The sequence below is a fragment of the Parasutterella secunda genome, from assembly GCF_024733725.1.
Lineage (GTDB): Bacteria > Pseudomonadota > Gammaproteobacteria > Burkholderiales > Burkholderiaceae_F > Aphodousia > Aphodousia faecalis.
On record NZ_JANRHP010000001.1, the window covers coordinates 62,060 to 78,814 of the forward strand.

Annotated in this window: 10 protein-coding genes and 3 tRNA genes; 4 read left to right on the forward strand and 9 right to left on the reverse strand. The window is 47.5% G+C overall.

The window, feature by feature from the left end; translation table 11 throughout:
• Window positions 1–4: 4 nt before the first annotated feature.
• Entirely contained in the window at window positions 5–1,051 is a 1,047-nt protein-coding gene (gene mltG, locus NW199_RS00310; protein ID WP_258333239.1) for an endolytic transglycosylase MltG, read from the reverse strand.
• A 73-nt stretch (window positions 1,052–1,124) separates the two neighbouring features.
• On the opposite strand from mltG, the gene ygfZ reads away from it, so the two are divergent.
• Window positions 1,125–2,033: a CAF17-like 4Fe-4S cluster assembly/insertion protein YgfZ gene (gene ygfZ / locus NW199_RS00315; protein WP_258333240.1), complete on the forward strand. Its 909-nt coding sequence runs from the start codon at window positions 1,125–1,127 to the stop codon at window positions 2,031–2,033.
• A 71-nt stretch (window positions 2,034–2,104) separates the two neighbouring features.
• On the opposite strand, the gene NW199_RS00320 is transcribed toward ygfZ, so the two are convergent.
• A complete protein-coding gene (locus NW199_RS00320; protein WP_444964436.1) occupies window positions 2,105–4,777 on the reverse strand; it encodes a M16 family metallopeptidase in 2,673 nt (890 codons plus the stop codon).
• A 257-nt stretch (window positions 4,778–5,034) separates the two neighbouring features.
• Between NW199_RS00320 and NW199_RS00325 the strand changes: the two genes are divergently transcribed.
• Window positions 5,035–5,634 carry a septation protein A gene (locus NW199_RS00325; protein ID WP_258333242.1) on the forward strand — a complete coding sequence of 200 codons (600 nt, stop codon included), beginning with the start codon at window positions 5,035–5,037 and terminating at the stop codon, window positions 5,632–5,634.
• A 27-nt stretch (window positions 5,635–5,661) separates the two neighbouring features.
• Window positions 5,662–6,456 carry a peptidylprolyl isomerase gene (locus NW199_RS00330; protein WP_022472734.1) on the forward strand — a complete coding sequence of 265 codons (795 nt, stop codon included), beginning with the start codon at window positions 5,662–5,664 and terminating at the stop codon, window positions 6,454–6,456.
• 61 nt (window positions 6,457–6,517) lie between these two features.
• Here NW199_RS00330 and NW199_RS00335 read toward each other — a convergent pair whose 3' ends face one another.
• From NW199_RS00335 to purL, 3 genes are all read right to left on the reverse strand, one after another.
• The gene (locus NW199_RS00335) at window positions 6,518–7,747 is read right to left on the reverse strand and encodes an MFS transporter (protein WP_249092301.1); all 1,230 of its coding nucleotides are present in this window, start codon (window positions 7,745–7,747) and stop codon (window positions 6,518–6,520) included.
• A 14-nt stretch (window positions 7,748–7,761) separates the two neighbouring features.
• Window positions 7,762–8,400 carry a LysE family translocator gene (locus tag NW199_RS00340; protein WP_258333243.1) on the reverse strand — a complete coding sequence of 213 codons (639 nt, stop codon included), beginning with the start codon at window positions 8,398–8,400 and terminating at the stop codon, window positions 7,762–7,764.
• 85 nt (window positions 8,401–8,485) lie between these two features.
• Window positions 8,486–12,433: a phosphoribosylformylglycinamidine synthase gene (gene purL / locus NW199_RS00345; protein ID WP_258333244.1), complete on the reverse strand. Its 3,948-nt coding sequence runs from the start codon at window positions 12,431–12,433 to the stop codon at window positions 8,486–8,488.
• A 243-nt stretch (window positions 12,434–12,676) separates the two neighbouring features.
• Here purL and NW199_RS00350 point away from each other — a divergent pair, with 243 nt between their 5' ends.
• Window positions 12,677–14,236, forward strand: a complete 1,560-nt coding sequence (locus NW199_RS00350; protein WP_258333245.1) for an NAD(P)H-hydrate dehydratase — start codon at window positions 12,677–12,679, stop codon at window positions 14,234–14,236.
• A gap of 107 nt (window positions 14,237–14,343) precedes the next feature.
• Here the strand turns inward: NW199_RS00350 and NW199_RS00355 are convergent, their stop codons facing one another.
• From NW199_RS00355 to NW199_RS00370, 4 genes are all read right to left on the reverse strand, one after another.
• Window positions 14,344–16,248: a SurA N-terminal domain-containing protein gene (locus NW199_RS00355; RefSeq protein WP_258333246.1), complete on the reverse strand. Its 1,905-nt coding sequence runs from the start codon at window positions 16,246–16,248 to the stop codon at window positions 14,344–14,346.
• Window positions 16,249–16,402: 154 nt separating this feature from the next.
• Window positions 16,403–16,479, reverse strand: a tRNA-Asp gene (locus NW199_RS00360).
• A gap of 36 nt (window positions 16,480–16,515) precedes the next feature.
• Window positions 16,516–16,592, reverse strand: a tRNA-Asp gene (locus NW199_RS00365).
• A gap of 33 nt (window positions 16,593–16,625) precedes the next feature.
• Window positions 16,626–16,702, reverse strand: a tRNA-Asp gene (locus NW199_RS00370).
• Window positions 16,703–16,755 lie beyond the last annotated feature (53 nt).

Here is a 16,755-nt window from a genome sequence, read left to right on the forward strand (position 1 = left end):
GAGCCTATTGTCCTTTATTCAAAATGTAACGTCGTACCGCACGATTGTGTTCGGCTAAGGTTTTCGATGGAACTAAATCCCCATTTGCCTTATTAATAAAATAGAGATAGTCCGTCTTAGCCGGGTGTAAAACCGCGTGAATGCTTTCTCGGGTCGGATTGCCGATCGGAGTGGGCGGCAAACCGACGAAACGGTACGTATTGTAAGGTGTCTTTTTGCTCAGGTGTTTGCGTTTGATATCCCCGCCAAAAGATTCCCCCTCACCATAAATCACACTTGGGTCGGTTTGCAGAGGCATCTTAATTCTTAAACGATTGGAGAAAATTCCGGCGACGATTGCCCGATCTTCACTTCTGGCGACCTCGCGCTCCACGATACTGGCGAGAATCAACGCTTCGTACGGTGTATCAACCTGACAATCCGCCCCTCTGTTGGTCCATTCTTCTGTGAGAATTGCTTGTTGCTGTTCATAGGCCTTTTTTAAAATCAAAAGGTCAGAGACGTTGGCATGAAAGTTATACGTATCCGGTGCAAAGAGTCCTTCCAGATGAGTTTCCTTCGCGCCGATAGCAAACAATAGTGCCTCAGCGGTCATGTCACGAGAGTCGTGCTTTATGCCGTCCAGGGCATTTAAACTTTTACGAACTTCCCAATAGGTAGAGCCATCAGGAATGCGCCAGGAAAAAAGATAAGCCTCGCCTTTTGAAAGGCGTTCGGTAATGCTACCAACCGTATCATCCGGATACACACGATAAAAACCCGCGTGAAGATTTTTATGAGCACCGGTCAGACGAAGTGAAAGCTTGAAGTAAAAATCGTTTACCTCAACCCCCTCTTTTTCAAGGATGGCAGGAATTCGAGCTGCAGGCGTTCCGGGCGGTACATTGAATGTGATTTCTTTTTTAGATAAGGCTTCGTCAGTCAAAGTAATTTGATTGGCGCAAACGAAAAAGAGGCCGACAGCCACAACACCGGCAGCCAGTCCCATGGCCCAATATCGTTTATCTACCGCTTTAAGTTTCTCAATAGTGTCCGTATTGAATTTAAACATTGAAGGCAAATTCGCACAATTTTTTTGAAGCCTCCATAATATCAGCCTGCATTGAATTTTGGAGTCGCTTGACATGGAAAATCACATCTCTGGCTCTTGGACATTAGACAAATACGAAGTAAAACCGTTTGTTTCTTTGCTTAAAGAATTTTCTATTCTTGAAGTTAAGGGAGAAGATGCAGAAGTTTTTCTGCACGGTCAATTCACCAACCACATTAAAAATCTTGGCGAATCCTTTCGTTTAGCGGCTTACTGTCAGCCGCAAGGCAGAATACTCGCCCTCATGCGTGTCGTTAAATATAACGATGCCTACTTGCTCATTTTGCCCACCGATCTTGTCGCAGGATTCGTTAAACGTCTTTCCATGTTTATCTTGAGAAGTAAGGTAACCATCCGAGAAGCTCAAGAATTATCCGTTTACGGTCTCATTGACCCGGATATCGCTCCGCCCGAGATTGACCATGCCGTTTTAACCGATGGTTATTTGATCTGTCGCGTCAGTGATTGGAACAATAAAGCCAGAGTTATGGTTGTTGGCGATGCTCAAACCCTCAGTGAACGTTTTACAGGCGTAACCGATGATGCCGCTCTTTGGTTTAAGAGTGAAATTGAATCAGGCACACCGTGGGTTTTTGAAAAGACTAAAGAAGCCTTCATACCTCAATGGATTAATCTGGACAAAATTGGCGGCCTAGTTTTTGATAAGGGCTGCTATCCTGGCCAAGAAATCATCTCGCGCGTTCAACACATCGGCTCAACGCCTCGCCGAATGATCGTGTTAAAGAGCAACGATTCTGTTACTGTCTTAGCTAACACGGACATTTTCCAAGCCAATCAAGCAGTCGGTAACGTCGTAATGAGCGTGAATTCAAGCGCTGAAACCGTTGTCTTAGCCGAAGTCACATTAAAGAGTATGGAAGGCGGCACCTATCAAATCAATGGTGTTTCTTTCTCAATGTCAGCACTTCCATACAGCCTTTAAATTACTGACAAAAAAGCCTCGGTCACAAAATGACAACCGAGGCCTTTTTTTTTTGCATCCGGGAAAGTGGCTTATTCTTGAGTCATTGCCTTTTTCTGGTCACCGGCCAAAACAACCGTCAACCCATTGCGATCGACCATTTTACGGAAGGCATTGTTGACTTCTTCAAGAGTCAAGTTGCGCACCGTTTCGTCTCGATCCTGGGCTTCTGTCCAGTCCACTCCCTCATTCATCATTTGAACCCAATGATAGGCAATAAGGTTATCCTGACTGCGATTGACCGCACGGTATTCGATAAAGCCTTTTTTCGCTTCATCCAATTCCTCTTGTGTAAAGCCTTCCTTCAAAACGCGGTCAATTTCTTCATACAGGGCAATTTCAGCTTTTCTCAAATTTTGAGGAGCCAAAATAGCCTGCATGGTCCAACTCGCATCATTGCCAAAAGCAGGAATATTAACACTGCTGCCGGCGCCGTAACTTAAACCGTCCTTTTGACGAAGACGAAGCATTAGGCGATTGGAAAGACCGGAGCTGCCGCCAAAAATCCAGTTGGCAAGCAACATCGCGTCGGTCTCCGGGTCGTTTTTATTCTGAGCGAAATCAAACCGAGCGACAATCGTTGCATTTTCCTTATCAGGTGTGTCGATAATGATGCGCGTGGCAGGCGTATCAAAATGCTCACGAACGATTCGTTCATATGGAACCTGAGAAGCTTTTTGATTTAACAAACCTTCAAGTTGAGCGCGGACAGCTTGGGCATCGAAATCACCGACAATAGAGATTTCCCCGCGTTCGATTCCGAACTGTTTGTCGTAGTAGTTTTTCACATCTTCAAGTGATGTCTTCTCAATCGCTTCCTTCAACTCCTTGCTTGTCAGACGATAACGCGGATCATCTTTAGGATAGTGATTGAAGTGCTCGGTGATTGCATCACGGGCTTGAATGCGCGGATCGTCCATTCGGGATTGAACGTCATTGGCAAACTCGGCCTTTAATTCATCAAAATCCTTTTGCGGCATGGACGATTGCGTCCAAAGTTCTCCCATCAGTTTCAAGGCATCGGCCAAATGTTCACGAGTGGTCGTAAATTGTCCGATATCTCCTTCAATCTGAAGTTTTGTGAAAGCATCATTGATTTCCTCGCGGCTCATGGTTTTTGTTCCGCGCTCAAGCATGGCACTCATCAAAGCCGCCACGGCTCGCTTATCTTTGCGGGAATCGTAGTTGCCATAACGGAATTGCGCTCTGACTACAACGGTTTCACCGCGCGTCTTTTTCGGTAAAAGGGCGACATTAACGTCTCCGATGGCAAAGCGCTCTGTGCGTGCGTTAAGATTAGCAGGGCTGGAATCAAAGACTTCAGCTTCCTGGCCCTGTTCCTTGAATTTATGCTCAGAGAGAACTTGATCCAAAGTCGGAGCCGGAGTCATTTGCGCGCGCTCGGGCTTATTGTCAGGAATAAACGTACCAACTACGCGGTTATCACGCACAAAATAGCGCTTCCAAGCCTGCATCACATCTTCAGGCTTCATCTTTTCCCAACTGTCACGATGAATAAAGAAAAGCCGCCAGTCCCCCAAAGCAATAAAGTCCGAAATATCCACGCCGAACGTTTCAGGATCGGCAAAAGTTCTTTCGTAGAGCGTTTTTTCTTCTCGAGCCATCAAGGAGAGATCTTCAGCCTGCAAGGGTTCTTTATCAAAAGTTGACTCAACCGTTTCGATGAGAATCTTTTGAGCTTTTTCCACATCACCGTCTTTAGGCAGCATGGCGCCAAACATCGCCAGACCCGGATCATGAGCCGGCATCGGCCAAGCAAAGACTTGTGTGGCCAGGCCGGTTTCGACTAGCGCTTTATGTAAACGGCCGCGCGGCGTATCGCCCAAAACATCAGCACCTAAATTAATAAGCTGGGCGTCAGGATGCAATGCGGCAGGAATCCTGTAGCCGACAGCAACAACTTTCATTTCGCCAGCGCGACGAATTTCAAAAGTGCGAGGACCGTCTGCAATGGGTTCTTCTGTCCACTCCGGCTCTAAGATGCGAGTGGGTTTGGGAATAGCACCGAAAATGCGTTCGATTTTCTTGAGCGTATCGGCTTCATCAAACTTACCGGAAACCATCAGCACGGCATTGTCGGGTTGATAATATTTGCGATAGAAAGCTTGCAGATTTTCGATTTTCACATTTTCAATATCGCTTCTGGCTCCAATCGTGCTGTTGCCATAGTTGTGCCAATCGAAAAGAACCGACTGCATGCGCTTTAAAAGCACACTCACCGGGTTATTTTCACCCATTTCAAATTCGTTTCGAACAACCGTCATTTCCGTGTCCAAATCCTTTTGAGCGATAAAGGAATTGGTCATGGCGTCAGCACTCCAGCCGAGAGCCCAATCAAGATTGTCATCAACGGCATTGAAAGAAACAAAATAATTGGTTCGATCAAGCCAAGTGGAACCGTTCATCTTAAAACCACGGCGCGTAAATTCCTTTGTCGGTTCCGGATAATTCTTTGACCCCTTAAACATCAAGTGTTCAAGTAAGTGAGCCATGCCCGTTTCGCCATAACCTTCATGGCGTGAGCCCACCAAATAGGTCATATTGACTGTAATGGTCGGTTTGCTGAAATCCGGAAAAAGCAAAACCTGCAAACCATTGGCTAAACGGTATTCCGTAACACCTTCCACGGTCACTACTTTCTGAGCGGTTTCTGTATTCTGTACAACGGATGATGCGTCATTCATAGGGGTACTCGTGTCCTTTTGCCAAAATGTAAAGCCCACCGCACACACAACAACGATGCCAGCTGCGGCAAGCCATTTTTGTTTTTTATTCATGGAGTCGTCCTTCGCTTTCAAACAGGATCGACGTTAGTGTAATCAATTTGATCCACAACATTTGGTACGAAAGTTCCTAAGTGTATCGGAATATTGCCGCCTTAGACAGCTATAGCCGTTTGAGGTATAGTGCTGAGGTCTAATAATCACGCCGAAGATTTATTGTGAAGGCCTTTTTTGATCTCCTACCCGTCATCTGCTTTTTCATTACCTTCAAAGTAGCTGGCTCTTATACATCTGAACTGGCTCCGATTGTTCCGGTTGCTGCCGACCTTATTCCCATTGTGACAGCCACCGCTGTCATCATTGTGGCAAGCATTCTTCAGATGGGCTTTATTTATATGAAGGGTCAAAAACCCTCCAAAATGGCTATTTTCTCCACCCTTTTGGTTGTGCTTTTTGGCGGAATGACAATCGCTTTTCAGGATCCGGCCTTTATTCAATGGAAACCCACTTTACTTTATTGGCTTTTTGCTGCCATACTGCTTTTCGGCCGCTTCGGAAAAAAGGATTACATTAAAAAAGTATTCACCGGCATTTCCATGCCCGACCACGCATGGAAGAAAGTTGAGAACTTTTGCCTCATCTTTTTAATTGCCATCGGTTTTATTAATATTTTTGTTGCTTATACTTTCAGTATGGATATTTGGGTGGACTTCAAGCTCTTCGGCCTTTTGGGTCTGACACTTCTTTTTACAATTGGGCTTGGATTTTATGTCGCCAAATACGCTGAAGAAGCGCAAAATACAGGCCATCATAATTAATTATTCTTTTTGTTATTGAGGATATTTATGCAACACAAAGCTTTAGTCATCGGTTTGTCCTTGGCCCTGGCCTCCACAATGGCTTTGGCGGCACCGACCGCTGTTACCGTCAACGGCAAGACGATTTCTGCTCAAGCTCAAGAAAAGATCATTCAACAAATCGTTAAAAATGGTCAAAAGAGAACGCCTGAATTGGAAATGCAAGTTCGCAACCAGCTCATCCAAAAGGAAGTTCTTTTGCAGGAAGCCAACCGCAAGAAGCTCGCCAACCGTGCCGAAGTTCGTGATGCAATCAATAACGCCCGTGACAGCGTGCTCATTAACGCTCTTATCGCGGATTTCGCCAAGAAGAATCCGGTTAAAGACGCTGATGTGAAGAAGTTCTACGAAGAACAAAAGAAGGCATACGGCGACAAGGAATACAAGGTCAGCGTCATTACGGTTAAGACCGAAGCAGACGCCAAGAAGGTAACGGAAGCTTTGAAGGACGGTGATAAGTTTGCCGATGTGGCTAAGAAGTATTCCATGGATAAGAGCACCAAGGATAAGGGTGGCAAGATCGACAACTGGACGTCTTCTGCCAATTTCCCGCAAATGATCGGTTTGGCGATCCGTTCACTCGATGACGGTGACTATACCGAAGTGCCTATCCGTGCCAACGGCGGCTATTACATTATCCGTGTGGATGATTCTCGTAAGGCTCAGCTCTTCCCTGAATACAGCAAGAGCAAGGATCACTACAAGAACATGTTGGTTCAAACGAAGGTTCAACAAAACATTCAAGAGTTGTTCCAAAAGGCCAACATTAAGGTCGGTAAGTAATCGACAACACTTCTCAGAAAAATGCCCCGTTTTCTCGGGGCATTTTTTGTGTCAGCACTTTTTAGGCGGGTTTCTCTTTTTGCTGTCCCACGCCCAGTGCCGTTAAAAGCGCACCCGTTTGGAATAGGCCCACAAGCACAAGCGCCAACGAGAAAAATCCGGCATCAAGCAAAGGCCCGGCAACAAGCGGAGCCAGTGTCTGCCCCACATCCATTCCGCAATACGTGAAACCGTAAACGCGACCAAAACTGTGGCTGCCTAAAAACTTCATGCAGGCGCCACGGATCAACAAGTCTCGTGACGGAGTGGCAACACCGACCCCTAAGCCCATGATTCCCATTAAGGGTAAAACGCACCAGGGACCTAAACCTTGCCAAGCAAGCAAAATAGCCATCACAGCCGAAACCGACATGCTTGCTGCAATGACATGATCGCTTCGTTTAAAAGCCTTGGCTATGTAAGCGCCGGACAGTACCCCAATGATTGAACCGATCATGTACGCTGTCAAACCTCCTGTCGCGATCTCAAGCCCCACATGATAGGTGGCGTTGAAAATGGACGGAGCGAAATTCTGCAAAATACCCAGAGCAAACGAATTGCAGAAAAAGAAGAGAAAGCAGAGCCAAACAACCAGAAGTTTAAGAAAAGCAAATCCCGCATCCCCTTTGGCATCATTTTGCTTTTCTTCCTGTGTTAAGCCATTGCCTTGAGCCAATGCCCGGTCAAAAAGAGCATTATGAAAAAGAAGAACCACCAACACAACCAAAGCCATAATGCCGGCAGTCGCCGCGGCTAAACGCCAACTTCCCGTATAGGTTGCGACCGCCACCATAAATATCGGCGCCAATGCCCAACCAATGTTGCCAACAACGGAGTGAATTGAAAAGGCAAACGGCAAACGCTCATTGGTAATGCAACGGTTCATGATGGAGTAATCCGTCGGATGGAAAACACTATTGCCAAGACCCGCGCAGGCAGCCACTGGATAAAACCACCAATAGCTTTGAGCGATGCTGAAAAGAAAACCGGCAATCATCAATAAGGTGACACCGCCGTACAGACACACTTTAGCGCCGAATTTATCGACAAGAACTCCGCTTGTGGCCTGCCCCAACGAACTGCAGATGAAAAAGACGGTCATCACCGCCCCCATCTGGGCAAAGCTCGTGCCAAATTCAGGCATGATCCACGGGAAAAGCGGCGGAATGATTAAATGAAAATAGTGAGACAACCCATGCGCCACGCCCAAAAGCGTGATCAGGATAAAGTCTTGCTTTCGGGCTTCGTTCATAGGACTCACCTCTCTTAATTAGCTTTCCAAAGAAGTGTCGAGATAGCCAATACAGTAAAAATGACCGCACTGACCTTGTTAAGGATAGTCTGAACCTTTGGGCTGCGCAAGCGATCCGCTAACGTTCCGGCGCACCAGGCAATGGCGCTAAACACAACCAAAGTACAAACTAAAAATGTCATTCCCATAATCAGCATCTGAACCATTACTTGAGATTCCGTTGATCCTTTAATAATGAACTGCGGGAAAAACGCTAAGAAAAAGATCAGCACCTTAGGATTGGTGATATTCATCAAAATACCACGACGCCAAAGCTGGAAACTGGTCAGACGAGGATATTTTTTACTGGACTCTCCGCTTTCACCGCCAACCGGTGCATTCCAAGCGCCCCAGGCAAGATAAAGCAGATACGCTGCACCCGCAAATTGAATAATCATCAAAAGCGTGGGCGAAGCGGCCACAACGGCAGCAACTCCGAAAGCTGCCAATAAAGTTTGAATAAATACCCCTACACAAAGCCCCAGTGTGACAAAAATGCCGGCACGCGAACCGTACATGGCCGATTGAAGTAAAACAAATAAATTATCCGGACCGGGAGCAACCGCTAAAACCGCGGCGGCGATTGTAAAACTGACCCACAAATCAAATGGCATTTTCACCCTTTCAAAAACTAAAGCCTCCGTTTCCATGAGGTTGCGGAGGCTTGATCTCAGAAAAGCTCTAAGAAGTTATCGGACTTTAACCGACAAACTTTCTTGCGTTTCTGAACATTCTCATCCACGGACTGAATTCACCCAATGTATCAGGAGCCCAACTCATTTGAACCGTACGGTGCGTACGCTCAGGGTGCGGCATCATGATCGTAAAGCGGCCATCGGGTGTCGTAACACCGGTAATACCGTCAGGCGAACCGTTTGGATTAAACGGATAAAGTTCCGTCGGACGACCAGCCGGATCCACGTAGCGAGCAGCCAAAGTAGCCAATTTAGCATCCTCAGCCGATAGCCATTGAACGTGACCTTCACCGTGAGAGTTAACGATCGGCATCATACTGCCCGCCATTCCGTCAAAGAAAATAGACGGGCTCTTCATGATTTCAACCTCAACCAAACGAGCCTCAAATTGCTCGCTGACATTGCGAACAAACCGCGGCCAATGGTTCGCGCCAGGAATAATGTTACGCAGATGACTCATCATCTGACAACCGTTACAAATACCTAAGGCAAATGTATCAGGACGGTTAAAGAAGGTTGAGAACATTTCTACCATCTTGGGATTACGCAAAATGGTCGTTGCCCAACCGCCACCGGCGCCTAAAACATCACCGTAGGAGAATCCGCCGCAAGCGGCCAAACCGGCAAAATCCTTCAGATCACTTCTTCCGGACAAAAGATCGGTCATATGAACATCGATGGCTTCAAAACCTGCTCTTGTAAATGCAGCGGCCATTTCCGTCTGACTGTTGACTCCCTGTTCACGCAAAATCGCAATACGCGGACGAGCACCGGAGGCAATGAACGGAGCCGCAACATCTTCTTCGGTATCAAATGTTGTGCGTACAAAAAGTCCCGTATCATCTTCCATCGTGCAGCGGGCGTATTCCTGATCCGCGCAGGCAGGATTGTCACGCATGCGGGCAATTTGCCACGACACTTCCGTCCATGCTTTTTGCAATTCGCCACGAGACTCTTCAAAGAGTTTTTCTCCGTGGGCATGGATTTCCAGGGCATCTCCATCCGTCACTTCACCAACAAAGTGCGTGCAGTCTGCCAAGTCTGCATCTTTAACCGCCGCATGAACCTCATCGATGCGGTCAGCACGGATCTGAAGCACCGCTCCCAATTCTTCATTAAAGAGCGCAGGAATAATGTCTTCAACCTGAGAAGTCTTAGCCATCGAGGTCAGATCAAGTCGAACACCCGTATGACCGGCAAACATCATTTCAGCAACCGTAGCCAGCAAACCACCGTCAGCACGATCGTGATAAGCCAATACACAACCGGCCAGCGTTAACTTACGAACCAGCTTCACAAAGGCTTGCAGCTTCTTCGGATCATCTAAGTCAGGCGTCTGTGAACCGAATTGCTGAGTAACCTGAGACAAAATGGAGCCGGCCATGCGGTTCTTACCACAGCCCAAATCAATGGCCACTAAAACAGAACCGATATCAGTACGAAGCTGTGGCGTCAAACTCAAGCGAACATCACGAACAGGTGCTGCTGCAGAGACAATTAAAGAAACCGGTGAAGTAACCGTCTTCTTTTCACCGTCATCTTCCCATGTTGTTTTCATGGAAAGGCTGTCTTTACCCACAGGAATAGCCAATCCCATTTCTTGGCAAACGACACTGGCCGCACGAACTGCATCAAAGAGCTTGGCATCTTCGCCCTTCGTGCCACAGGCAGCCATCCAGTTGGCAGAAAGCTTCACCAACCCTAATTCAATATCGGCACTGGCAATGTTAGTGACCGCTTCACCAATAGCCATACGGCTTGCTGCCGCGGCATCAGCAATGGCCAACGGGGTTCTTTCACCCATACTCATCGCCTCGCCGCGATGACCGACAAAACTGATGTTTGTTACGGCCGCGTCAGCAACCGGAACCTGCCATGGTCCAACCATTTGGTCACGATGAACGAGACCGCCAACCGTACGGTCACCAATTGTGATCAGGAAACTCTTGCTACCGACAGTCGGATGACGCAAAACATCCTTAACGGCAGTTGCCAAATCAATACCTTTGGCTTCAAACTCAGGCAAGTGTTGTTCAACGTGTTCAACCGTGCGATGCATTCGGGGAGCTTTACCTAAGAGCACTTCCATCGGCATATCAACTGCCGGTGTCTCCGTTTCACCACGGGCGACAACCAAGGTGTTGTCTTCACTGATGGCACCCAATACCGCATACGGGCAGCGCTCACGCTTACAAATTGCATCAAAGACTTCAAGCGATTCAGGAGCAATCGCGATGGAATAACGTTCCTGACTTTCGTTACACCAGATTTCAAGCGGACTCATACCGCTTTCCTCAACGGGTACCTTGGTCAAGTCAAGCTTGGCACCATGGCCAGACAAATCAGCCAATTCGGGCATGGCATTGGAAAGACCGCCTGCGCCCACATCGTGAATGGCCAAAATCGGATTCTTATCACCACTAGCCCAACAACGGTCAATAACTTCCTGAGCACGACGTTCCATTTCGGGGTTGCCGCGCTGAACGCTGTCAAAATCCAAGGCTTCAGAGTTAGAACCGGTGGTCATGGAACTCGCAGCGCCGCCGCCCAAACCAATTCGCATGCCCGGACCGCCGAGACTGATCAAAAGCGTTCCCGGGGGCAAACTTGTTTTATGTGTTTGGTCATTGCGGATGTTGCCGATGCCACCCGCTAACATGATGGGCTTGTGGTAACCGTAGCGTGTTCCTCCTGTGTTATTTTCAAAAACACGGAAGTAGCCTAAAACATTGGGGCGACCGAATTCGTTATTAAAAGCAGCTCCACCCAATGGCCCATCGATCATAATCGACAACGGACTGGCGATGCGACCCGGTTTACCATACTTTTTGTCCGTATGATCGGCTGCATTTGTCACGTCCTTGTCGTTTTCCCAACCTTGAGGAGCTTCAGGTAACTGCAAAGAAGAAACGGTAAAACCGCAAAGACCGGCTTTGGGACGAGCACCGCGACCGGTTGCACCTTCGTCACGGATTTCACCGCCGGAACCGGTAGAGGCTCCAGGGAACGGAGAAATAGCTGTCGGGTGGTTGTGGGTTTCAACCTTAAAGACCGTATGAGTCAGTTCCTCTTCTTCAGTAAACACACGACCGAAAGCTTCACCTTCCGGTGTTCTCGGGTAGAGACGCGGCACTTTGGCGCCTTCAAAAATAGCGGCATTGTCTGAATACGCCACAATGGTTCCTTGGGGATGCGCCTTGTGCGTTTCGCGAATCATGCCAAACAAGGTGGTGTCTTGATCCTTTCCGTCAATTGTCCACTTCGCGTTAAAAATCTTATGGCGGCAGTGTTCTGAATTGGCCTGGGCAAACATCATCAATTCCACATCCGTGGGATTGCGTTTGGCTTTCGTAAATGCTTCGGTCAGGTAATCAATTTCATCTTCACTCATCGCCAAACCCATGGAAAGGTTGGCGTCGGCAAGGGCCTGTCTGCCTTCTTTTAACAGGTCGACCGTCACCATCGGTTTGCCGGGTAATTCCAAAAAGAGTTTGGATGCATCAAAATCGGCCTGAACCACACTTTCGGTCATGCGGTCGTGTAAGACACCTGCGACTTGAGCCAAAATAGACTCTTCAGGGATTTGACCGTTGAAGTCAATGTTATAGAGCGTACCGCGTTCGATGCGCGCAATGACATCTAAACCGCAATTGTGGGCGATATCGGTAGCTTTACTGGCCCAGGGACTGATCGTACCCAAGCGTGGGATAACCATGAAGGTCGCATCCGCTTTGACATCCTCGCTATCAAACCCATAATGCAAAAGCGCCTGTAAACGGGCGCTTTCATCTTCTGATAATGCTTTTTGTGCATGCACAAAGTGTACAAAACGGGCTGATACACCTTGAGCAGCCGGAGCGACTTCACGAATTCGCTTCAAAAGTCGTGCGGCACGAAAATCAGACAGCGCACTGCTGGCCATCAAAGTAAACATCGATGCGGTGTTAGACATGGCGAATAAAATCCCCTGAAAAATCTTCTTGATGAAGAAAAGGAAAAAAGACTTAATCGAATTATTATAAGAATCAACCCAATTAAATTAACGCTTACCGAGCATTTCGCCTGACTTTTTTAACTTTACTGAAAGCTAATTATCAAATTGCTTGTCACAACGCGGTTAATCTTCGAAAATTTTCCCCTCTATTGATTAAAATGTCATCGTTTATTTGGTGGAAAATAGGGAGCGGCTCAGACAATGTCGACCACGCTTTTAAATTTAGAAGAATTGGGTGAATTAGAAACCCGTTTAAGTCATGTGTTGCCGGAAGGCACTTTGATGGATCGCGCCGGATTCGTGGCTGCCAACTGGATTGATGATCAATGCGATGCAGCAAGCACCATTGTTATTCTTTGCGGTCAAGGCAACAACGGCGGTGACGGTTACACGGCAGCAGTACATTTAAAGAGCCGCGGCCATCATGTCATTTGTGTCGCTGTCGGCGGCAAGAAGCCAAAAACCCAAGATGCCTTACGAGCCTATAACCATTGGTTAGAAAAAGGCGGCGAAGTCATTGATGATCCTTATATGGCTCCCAAGGCTGACGTAGTGGTCGATGCTATGTTGGGTGTCGGTATCACCAAGGCAATTTCGGGTGACTACATTGATGCTGCGCTTTGGTTTAATGAAAGACAAGCGCTTCATATGGCCATTGACGTTCCAACTGGCATTGATGCAGAAAAAGGCAATTGGGTCGGGGGCATCAAAGGATGTGTGGCCGATATGACCCTTAATCTGATCAGTGCCAAAGCTGGTTGCTTTATGAATGACGGTAAAGACGCAAGCGGCATGGTCACGTTATCCGAATTGGATGTATCCGTTCCCCTTTCTTCTTTAAGTCTGATCGATACGGATGACTTCAAACACATTCTGGAGTTACGTAAATATCACTCTCATAAGGGAACATACGGTCACTGTGTGGTAATCGGCGGAGACAAAGGTAAAGTCGGCGCCGCACTTTTAGCCGCTCGTTCAGCCTTGAAGCTTGGCGCAGGCAGCGTTACCGTCGAATTAATGGCACCTAACGCACCGCTTTACGATCCGATGCAACCGGAATTAATGATCACCGATGAACCCGTCGATTTTTCCAATGCCGACGCCATTGTTGTCGGCTGTGGAATGGGATTCAGTCAAAAAGCCAAAGATCGTTTAATTGCTGCCGTTCGCTCTAATGTTCCTTTAATCATTGACGCCGACGCTCTTACGATGATCTCTGAAGATCAGTCACTTGAAGATGAAGTGCTTGCTCGAAAGGCACACACTGTCATCACGCCTCACCCGGGTGAAGCGGCCCGAATGCTGCATCGTGATGTTAAGAGCATTCAAGCCGATCGCGTAACGAGCGCTCGAGAATTATCGTTACAAACCGGAGCGATTACCGTTCTGAAGGGAACCGGCACGGTGGTAACACTCAGAAGTTCGCGCTCGTGGATCAATCCGACCGGCAACGCCTGCCTTGCCACGGCCGGTTCCGGCGATGTATTGGCCGGCATGATCGGTTCTTTCTTTGCTCAAAAGTTTGATTTGGTCAGTGCCACTTTAGGTGCCGTTTGGTTACATGGCGAAGCCGTTCGAGCAAGAAATACCGGTATTGTTGCGATGGATATTTGTGATCGCGCTGCACGCGCTCTTGAAATTCTGCGTTGGGGCGGCAATCCGGATGATCTGGTTGATCCTTACGACGAAAGTGAGTTCATCTTAGATGAAGACGGCCCGGGTGAAGCCATCGCCCGCACGATGGGTTCAGAAGAAGCTTAATAAAGCAATTTAAAACCCATTAAAAATCCCCATTTCCTAAAAGGATTTGGGGATTATTTTTACCTTATTTGTCAGTCTGCCGCCTAAGGCAGACTGACCATTAAAAGTTAAGGAGCGACATCTTCATCCGTGGGTTGATAACCGGGCTTATATTCGTCCTTAAGGATTTGTGTACCGAACTTCGTTTCTAAGCCGCTGATAAAGGCAGCCTGTTCAGGGTTACTGTAAAGCTGAGCCAATTCAGCTTTACGCATTGCCAATTGTTCAGGAGAAGCCTCAATCTTCTTAGAGCTTTGAACTTCGATGACGAAGTAAGAACCGTCCTGCGTTTGAACGCCGGTGTAGGTCGGAAGCTTATTGGCATCAGGTCGCAAGGCCGCTGTCACCACTTCATAAGCGTAAGCACCCGGACGCTCACGAGAGATAACCGTCTTGTCGCCAAACTTGCCGCTGGCGGACTTTTTATCCAAAAGCTTTGCAATATCAGCCGATCCTTGAGCACGAGCGGCTTCCGTTGCCTTCTGATTCTTCAACGTGGCGACAATGTCACCCTTGACTTCATCAAAAGTCTTCACGGTCTGCTTGTGATGCGCCGTCACGCGTGCAGACAATAAGGTATTGGAAGCCACTTCAATAGCATTTGAATTGCGTTTATCTTCCAACACATCAAAGCCGTAAAGGGCTTCAATGACATTCGGGTTGATGAGTTGGTCTTCAAAATCTCGCGTGACATTCTTAACCGTTTGAATCTTTAAACCAAAACGTTCTGCCACAGGTTGAAGCGATTCACTTTGTTCATAGACCATATTGGAGAAGTTTTCAGCGTCTTCAGCAAAGGCGCGAATAGCAGCCTGTTGCTGATAGAGTGCTTCAATTTCACCACGAACTTCCTTCAAAGGCTTCGCTTGAGCAGGCTTGACATCGACAATCTTGATGATGTGATAGCCAAATTGGGTCTTAACCGGAGCAACCAAATCCCCCTTCTTGCCGCTAAAGACGGCATTATCAAATTCGGGAACCATCATGCCTTTTTGGAAAAAGCCTAAATCACCGCCTTGACGAGCGCTGCCGGGGTCAGCCGACTTGGACTTGGCAAGTTGAGCAAATTTGGAAGGATCGGCTTGCAATTGCTTATAGATTTCATCGGCTTCTTTTTTGGCGTCAGCATCCGTTTTTTCGTTATTGACAGCAATTAAGATATGGCTGGCACGACGCTCTTCGGGGGTCGAGAAGCGTTGAAGATTTTGTTCGTAGAACGTTTTGATGTCATCTTCACTGGCTTTAATGTTTTTATAGCTCTCCGGAGACAAGACAACGTATTCGATATCCACACTTTCAGGAACAGCAAAGAGTGACTTATTCTGATCGTAGTAGCTCTGTGCTTCAGCATCGGTTACCGAAACACTCTTTAAGAAAGCGGTCGGCTTAATTTCAAAAGTACGGATGGTTCGTTCTTCTGTTAAAAGATCATGAATGCGTTGAGCAACCGTATTGCTTGCCTGAGTTGTCTGGGAAACAGCTGACAAGAGCATTTGACGCGTGAGGTCGCGACGAAGCTCAAGCACGAACTGTTCATCGGACTTACCCATGCTGTTTAAAAATTGTTGATAGGCTTCGGTGGAGAATTTACCGTCGCGTTGGAAGGCGGGAGCCTGTTTAACCAAATTAATGGCATCGGCTTCGCCAACATTCATATATTCACTGGCGATTTCAAGAGAGATCGCTCGATCGCTGATCAAGGCGGCCAAGATAGAAGCACGTGCCTCAGCCGTATCAAGCATATTGGGCTTGAAACTTTGCCCCATTTGACGACGGAAATTATCCAAATACTGACGTTTGGCGTTATCAAAATCCATCATCGTGATAGAAGTGTCACCAACGGTTGCCAAATCGTTTTCAGAATCTGACATACGGTTATAACTATAAATACCCGTGACAACGAACGAAGGAATAATGAAAATCATGGCGATAAACATCATCCAGCGCTTGTGTGTACGAAAAGCCTGAAGCATTTCTCAATCCCTAAATGAAATAAAAATTGGAATGCGATCACAGAATCGCAAAAATGCGTTAATTCTAGCAATTACAAGGCGCAACCGCTCGAAGAAAGAACAAAAGTTTACGAAAAACAGCAGGAAAGAAGGATGTGGGTAAGAGAAAGAAGACTGGCGGAGTGGACGGGACTCGAACCCGCGACCCTCGGCGTGACAGGCCGATATTCTAACCAACTGAACTACCACTCCGAACCGTAGAGGCTCGATGCGAACTTCGGTGATCGTTGGCGGAGTGGACGGGACTCGAACCCGCGACCCTCGGCGTGACAGGCCGATATTCTAACCAACTGAACTACCACTCCAAAACCGAAGAGGCATCAATGAACAATCAGCGTTGGCGGAGTGGACGGGACTCGAACCCGCGACCCTCGGCGTGACAGGCCGATATTCTAACCAACTGAACTACCACTCCACTATCGGACGGATTGTTCCACCTGTTTGATTTCGTGCAATTGAGAAGTCTAC

Coding starts and splice junctions, on each gene's coding strand:
- ygfZ (WP_258333240.1), top strand. CDS start 1,125: ATGGAAAATCACATCTCTGGCTCTTGGACATTAGACAAATACGAAGTA.
- NW199_RS00335 (WP_249092301.1), bottom strand. CDS start 7,747: ATGAACGAAGCCCGAAAGCAAGACTTTATCCTGATCACGCTTTTGGGC.
- NW199_RS00320 (WP_444964436.1), bottom strand. CDS start 4,777: ATGAATGACGCATCATCCGTTGTACAGAATACAGAAACCGCTCAGAAA.
- NW199_RS00340 (WP_258333243.1), bottom strand. CDS start 8,400: ATGCCATTTGATTTGTGGGTCAGTTTTACAATCGCCGCCGCGGTTTTA.
- NW199_RS00355 (WP_258333246.1), bottom strand. CDS start 16,248: ATGCTTCAGGCTTTTCGTACACACAAGCGCTGGATGATGTTTATCGCC.
- NW199_RS00350 (WP_258333245.1), top strand. CDS start 12,677: ATGTCGACCACGCTTTTAAATTTAGAAGAATTGGGTGAATTAGAAACC.
- mltG (WP_258333239.1), bottom strand. CDS start 1,051: ATGTTTAAATTCAATACGGACACTATTGAGAAACTTAAAGCGGTAGAT.
- purL (WP_258333244.1), bottom strand. CDS start 12,433: ATGTCTAACACCGCATCGATGTTTACTTTGATGGCCAGCAGTGCGCTG.
- NW199_RS00330 (WP_022472734.1), top strand. CDS start 5,662: ATGCAACACAAAGCTTTAGTCATCGGTTTGTCCTTGGCCCTGGCCTCC.